We start from the raw sequence: 6,157 nt of genomic DNA on the forward strand, positions 1-6,157 counted from the left end.
CTCCCCGCCGGCCGCGCGCCGCGGCGGCGGCGCCCGGAGCGCCCCGGACGACGAAATAGACTGGCCGGGTGAACCGGCAGCGGGAGCCAATGGCCCGGAGCGTCATCGTGCTCGCCGCCATCGCCCTGTTCGTCGGACTCGGTTTCGGCGTCGTCGTGCCGGTGCTGCCGCTGTTCGCCGAGAGCTTCCAGGCCAACGACCTCATGGTCGGCGTCGTCGTCTCCGCGTTCGCCGCGGTCCGCCTGTCCACGAGCCCGTTCAGCAATGGGGTGATGGAGCGGATCGGGGCGCGCAGCACTCTCGGGCTCGGCCTGCTGCTCGTGGCCGTCTCGAGCGCCCTGATGGGCGTCGCACGCAGCTACTGGTGGCTGCTCGGCTGGCGCGCGGTCGGCGGCATCGGTTCGGCGCTGTTCACCGTCGCCGCCATGACCGTGCTGCTGGCGGTGGCGCCCGAGCACATGCGCGGACGGGCGACCGGCCTCTACCAGAGCGGCTTCCTCATCGGGAGCATGGCCGGTCCGGCCGTCGGCGGGCTGCTGGCCCGCATCAGTCTGCAGGCCCCTTTCGGGTTCTACGCACTCACCCTGCTCGTCGCCGGCGTCCTGGGCCTGTCGCTGCTGCCCCGGGCCGTGACGCGGCCCGTCGGGGCGGGGCGGCGGGGCGGCGTCCCCATGCGCCGGGTGCTGCGCGACAGGCGCTACCAGGCGGCGCTGGTCGCCAACTTCGCGCAGGGCTGGAACTCGACCGGCGTGCGCAGCTCGATGATCCCGCTCGTCATCACGGCCGGCCTCGGGCTGAGCACCACCTGGACGGGCACCGTCTTCGCGGTCGCCGCCGTCATCCAGACCATCGCGATCGTCCCGGTCGGGCGCTTCGTCGACACCGTGGGCCGCCGGCCGGCGATGCTCGCCGGCGCGCTCATCATGGCGGTCTCCCTCATGAGCGTCCCCCTCAGCGGTTCGATCGGGCCGGTCATCGCGGCCCTGTGCGTCTACGCGGTGGGTGCGGCGGCCATGAGCACCGCTCCGGCGGCCAGCGTCGGGGACGCCACCGGCGGCATCAGGGGCGGCACCGCGGTGGCCGTCTTCTCGATGTGCAACGACACCGGCGCGATCGTCGGGCCCCTGGTCGCGGGCGCCGTCTCGGACGCCTTCGGTCGCGCCCCCGCCTTCGCCGCGGGCGTGGTGATCCTGCTCGTCAGCGCGCTGGTCTCGGCACGCATGCCCTCTGCGGCGGCTCCGGGCCGGGCGCGCGCCGGGAATCTCTAGGCCAGCGGCTAGACGGTGGCATAGTGTGGGTTCATGGACCCGATCCGCAACCCGTACGCGCCCGGCGCGGGCCAGCGTCCCCCCGAGCTCGCCGGGCGCGGCGAGCAGCTGGCGCGCTTCGACGTGGTGCTGGAGCGGGTGGCCCGCGGCCGTCCCGAGCGCTCGCTGATACTCACCGGCCTGCGCGGCGTCGGCAAGACGGTCCTGCTCAACGCCCTGCGCGGCCAGGCCGTCCGCACCCGCTGGGGCACGGGCAAGCTCGAGGCCCGCCCCGACCAGACGCTGCGCCGGCCCCTCGGCGCGGCCCTGCACATGGCCGTCCGCGAGCTCGGCCATCCCGACACCGACCAGGTCCTCGGCGAGATCCGCGCCTTCATCGAACGCGACGCCAAGCCGGGCGCCAAGCTGGCCGAGCGCTGGAATCCCGGCATCCGCGTGCCCGTCGCGAAGGGCCGTGCGGACTCCGGGGACATCGAGATCGACCTGGTCGAGCTGTTCACCGACCTGGGCGGGCTGGCGGCCGACATGGGCACGGGCGTCGGCGTCTTCATCGACGAGATGCAGGACCTGGGCCCGGCCGACGTCTCCGCCCTGTGCGCCGCCTGCCACGAGATCAGCCAGCAGCGTCTGCCGCTCATCGTCATCGGCGCGGGCCTGCCGCACCTGCCGGCGCTGCTGTCGGCGTCCAAGAGCTACTCCGAGCGCCTGTTCAGCTACCAGAGCATCGACCGTCTCGACCGGGCCGAGGCCGACAAGGCCCTCCGGGTGCCGGCGCAGGACGAGGACGCCGACTGGGGCCCGGACGCCCTGGCCGCCATGTATGAGGCGACCGGCGGCTACCCGTACTTCATCCAGGCCTACGGCAAGGCCGTCTGGGACGTCGCCGCCTCCAGCCCGATCGGCGCCGACGACGTGCGCGTGGGCACTCCCGAGGCGGAGGGCGAGCTGGCCGTCGGCTTCTTCGGCAGCCGCTTCGAGCGCGCCACCCCCGCCGAGCGCGACTACCTGAGGGCGATGGCCGAGCTCGCCGTCGACGACGCCGAGGCGTCCAGCTCCGACGTGGCCACCCGGCTGGGGCGCAAACCGCAGTCGCTGTCACCGGCCCGCGACGCCCTCATGAAGAAGGGCCTCATCTACTCCGGGGAGCGCGGCAAGATCGCCTTCACCGTGCCCCACTTCGGCCGCTACCTGAGGAGTCAGCCATGATGATGGCCACGGCCCCGGGCGCCGCCGGCCCGCGGGGCGCGGCCGGTATGAGCGACGAGCTGGTCGTCGGCGACGACGGGCGCGCCCGCCCGCGCTGGGCGGCGCACGACCCGCTGCTGCGCGACTACTACGACTACGAGTGGGGGTCCCCGGTCACCGACGAGCGGGGCCTGTTCGAGCGCCTGTGCCTGGAGGGCTTCCAGTCCGGCCTGAGCTGGGTGACGATCCTGCGCAAGCGCCCCGCCTTCCGCCGCGCCTTCGACGGCTTCGACGTCGACCGGGTCGCCGGCTACGGCCCCGGCGACGTCGAGCGGCTCATGGGCGACGAGGGCATCGTGCGCAACAGGCGCAAGATCGAGGCGGTCATCACGAACGCCCGCGCGACCATGGGCCTGCGCGGTCGCGGCGGTCTGCCGGAGCTCGTCTGGTCGTTCCGCCCGCCGGCCGGGCCGCGCCCGGCGTTCATGGCCGAGGTCCCCGCCCGCACGCCGGAGTCCGAGGCGCTGGCCAAGGCGCTGCGCGCCGAGGGCTTCGTCTTCGTCGGCCCGACCACGGTGTACGCGACGATGCAGGCCATCGGCATGGTGGACGACCGCATCGAGGGGGCCGCCGGGCTGCTCGACCGGGCGCACGGCGCACCGCGCCACCGGCCGTGATCGCGCCCCCGGCCCCCCTGGATGAGACATGAGACGCCTCGATTAATCGGCGACGCGCCCTTACCCTGGAGGCAGAAGGTCTGCCGGATTCTGTTTTCAGCCCCGTTCTCGTCCGGACGCACAGTCCTGTTACGAAGCCGGGGGCGTCCCATCGCAGAGGTTTGGTCATGATCCGCAAAGAACCGGTACCGGGGAATTCTGTCGCCATCGTCTTCTCCCTGCCCGCAGACCATCCGGCCATGCCGGTGAGCGTGGTCGGCTCCTTCAACGACTGGCAGCCCCTGCGCAATCCGCTCAAGGTGCGCCCCGACGGCAGTGCCACGGCGATGATCGTCGTGCCCGTCGGCACGCTCATCCACTTCCGCTACCTCGGCGCCAACGGCCACTGGTTCGACGACATCGACGCCCAGGAGGCCACCGAGGACGGCGGTTTCCTGGTCGTCTGAGGGTTCCCCGGGATGATCCGGCCCGGCCCGCTCAGCCCTCGAACGCGAAGAGCTCGCCCCTGTCGTCGGCGACGTGCGCCTTGGCGCTCCTGCCCACGCTCAGCGAGACGTAGAGGCGGTGGGCCTCGTCCTGCGGGTCGTGGGCCTCGTAGACGATGTGGTCGTTGGCCAGCTGCGTGACGGTGGTGCGGGCGCGCACCAGCCAGCGGTTGCGGCGCCTGATCGAGACGAGCTGCTGGTAGCGGCGCATCATGCCGGCGCCGAGCCCCGAGAGCCCCCCGGGGCCGCCGGGCATGGCCGGGCGCACCTCGTCGTCGCCCCAGGGCCGGTCGTACTTGACGCCGTGGAAGCCCTGCTCATCGCCGTAGTAGACGCTCGGGGTGCCGCCGACGGTGAAGAGCACCACGGCGGCCAGGACGGCCTTGGCGTCGCCCACCCTGCTGGCGATGCGGGTGGTGTCGTGGTTGCCCAGGAAGGTGAGCGGGACGAAGGTCTCGCCGAACCCGTTGTGGCGGCCGAGCGTCCAGTCGAGCTCGTAGAAGTTCTCCTCGGCCAGGCTGCTCCAGACGGCCTTCCACAGCTCGTACTCGGTGAGCGAGTCGATGGTGGACTCGGCGACGATCCGCGCGTAGTCGCCGTGGATGACCTCGCCCCAGACGAAGACCCGCGGGTGGGCGGCCCGCACATCGGCGAGCACCGGCGCCCAGAAGGCCGGCGGCACGGCGTAGGCGGCGTCCAGGCGCCAGGCGTCGATGCCGCGGTCGAGCCAGTGGTTCATGACCCGCGTGACGAGCTCGCGCACCGCCGGCGACCCGTGGTCGAGGAGGACGAGGTCGTCGCTGCCCTCGAAGTTGAGGCGCGTGGGCGGGTCGGTCGAGTAGTCGATGTGGAACATCGGGGCGGTCGGGGCCCCGGGGCCGCCGCCCAGCGCGGCGAGCAGGTCCGGGTAGGCGGCGCTGACATGGTTGAACACGCCGTCCAGGGCCACGTGGATGCCCCGGTCGTGGCAGGCCCCCACGAGGTGCGCGAGGTCGTCCTCATCGCCCAGGCGCGGGTCGATGCGGAAGTAGTCGAGGGTGTCGTAGCCGTGCGAGACCGACTCGAAGACCGGGCCGAGGGCCAGACCGTTGCAGCCGATCGACAGCAGGTGGTCGAGCCAGCCCTCGAGTGCCGGGAGGCGGTGTTCAAGGGGGCGGCCGGCGGCGGGTCGTGTGGGGGCGCCGAGGAAGCCGAGCGGGTAGACGGCCCACCAGATCGTGTCGTCGCTCCAGTCGGGCATCGGGGGCTCCTCTCGGCCTCGGGTGTGCAGCACTCACCAGCCACTCTACGGCCATCGGCGCCCGTTCGGGCGAGGTGATTCAGCTGGCCCAGTGGCCGAGGAAGAACAGGCGGGCCCACCAGGCCATGAGCGCCAGGTCGGCCAGGACGACCAGCAGCAGCACGACGGCCCGCAGCAGGTCGGCGCCCTTGGCGGCCGGGCGGCGCGCGACGAGCCGGCCGATGCCGATGAAGAGCGGGAACCACAGCAGGTCGGCGCGGTTGACGGACATGAACCAGGTGGCGGTGGTCAGGGCCAGCAGCTGGGCGAGCACATAGCCGGCCTGCGCCCACGCCCTGCAGGCGAGGGCGCAGGCCGTCGTGACCAGGCCGACCACGACCGAGGCGATCTCGAAGCGGAAGATCCAGGCGCGCGTCGGCTCGGCCGGCCAGGCCGCGGGATCGACGGCGAACAGGGTGTTCTGGAAGCTCTGCCAGGGGTTCGTCCAGCTGCGATCCCAGCCGGCGCGCTGAGCGCTGAACCAGGCGTCCCACGTGCCGGTGATGCCGTGCAGATGAGCGAGGAAGGCGACGACGACGAGCAGCGGCAGCGCGGCGATGCCGGCGTGGCGCAGACGGGCGGCCGGCTGGCCCGCGTGCTTGCACGCCACGGCGCCGGGCGGGGTCGGTTCACCGCCGAACAGGGCGAGCAGGACCAGGCCGACGACGAGAAAGACACCGGAGATCCTGGTGGTGCAGGCCGCCGCGGCCAGCAGGGCGGACCACCACCAGTGGCCCCTGCGGGCGAGCACCCAGGCCCACAGGCCGAAGGCGCAGAAGAGGGCCTCCGAGTAGCCGACCACGGTGAAGACGGCCATCGGAGCGAGCAGCCAGCCGATGGCCGCCCACTGGCCGCCGAGGCGGTCCATGGCGATGGCCGCGACCAGGCCGGCCAGCGCGTTGACGACGGCGATCGCCACGACGGCGGGCAGGCCGAACTGCATGGTCCAGCGCATGACCAGGGGGGTCCCCGGGAAGAAGGCCATGTTCAGCTGGTCGGCGTAGCCGTTGGCGGCGATGGCCAGGTAATGCTGGACGTCCCAGTTGCCCAGGGCCCGCTCAACCGTCGTCCCGCTGCCGCGGACGGTGTGCAGGAGCACCGCCGCGAGCAGGGCGCGGGTGCAGAGCCACACCAGGACGACGGTGCGGGTGCCGCCCCCGGAGCGCAAGCGACTCACCGAACGCCCTCGCCGCGCCGCGGCGGGAGGGGGGCCGGCGCCGGGCCGGGCTCGCCCGACGCACGACCCCGGTCCGGCGCGGCCCG

6 protein-coding genes are annotated in these 6,157 nt (G+C 73.0%); 4 read left to right on the plus strand and 2 right to left on the minus strand.

Annotation, left to right across the window (positions count from 1 at the left end):
• Positions 1-68 precede the first annotated feature (68 nt).
• The 4 genes from R2N01_RS10825 to R2N01_RS10840 all read left to right on the plus strand — a co-directional run bounded on the left by R2N01_RS10825 (position 69) and on the right by R2N01_RS10840 (position 3,576).
• Positions 69-1,268 (plus strand): MFS transporter, encoded by a 1,200-nt coding sequence (locus tag R2N01_RS10825; RefSeq protein ID WP_316671076.1) that lies wholly within the window; start codon positions 69-71, stop codon positions 1,266-1,268.
• A gap of 33 nt (positions 1,269-1,301) precedes the next feature.
• Complete coding sequence (locus R2N01_RS10830; RefSeq protein WP_316671078.1) at positions 1,302-2,474, plus strand: AAA family ATPase; 1,173 nt, start codon at positions 1,302-1,304, stop codon at positions 2,472-2,474.
• Positions 2,471-3,130, plus strand: coding sequence for a DNA-3-methyladenine glycosylase I (locus tag R2N01_RS10835; RefSeq protein WP_316671079.1), 660 nt, complete (start codon positions 2,471-2,473; stop codon positions 3,128-3,130). Before R2N01_RS10830 ends, R2N01_RS10835 begins: the two co-directional genes overlap by 4 nt.
• Before the next feature lie 167 nt (positions 3,131-3,297).
• Complete coding sequence (locus R2N01_RS10840; RefSeq protein WP_316671082.1) at positions 3,298-3,576, plus strand: isoamylase; 279 nt, start codon at positions 3,298-3,300, stop codon at positions 3,574-3,576.
• A 31-nt stretch (positions 3,577-3,607) separates the two neighbouring features.
• Here the strand turns inward: R2N01_RS10840 and R2N01_RS10845 are convergent, their stop codons facing one another.
• Positions 3,608-4,855 (minus strand): alpha-amylase family glycosyl hydrolase, encoded by a 1,248-nt coding sequence (locus R2N01_RS10845; RefSeq protein ID WP_316671085.1) that lies wholly within the window; start codon positions 4,853-4,855, stop codon positions 3,608-3,610.
• A 79-nt stretch (positions 4,856-4,934) separates the two neighbouring features.
• Complete coding sequence (locus R2N01_RS10850; protein WP_316671087.1) at positions 4,935-6,071, minus strand: mannosyltransferase family protein; 1,137 nt, start codon at positions 6,069-6,071, stop codon at positions 4,935-4,937.
• Positions 6,072-6,157 lie beyond the last annotated feature (86 nt).

This window comes from uncultured Propionibacterium sp., assembly GCF_963539965.1.
Taxonomy (GTDB): Bacteria; Actinomycetota; Actinomycetes; order Propionibacteriales; family Propionibacteriaceae; genus Propionibacterium.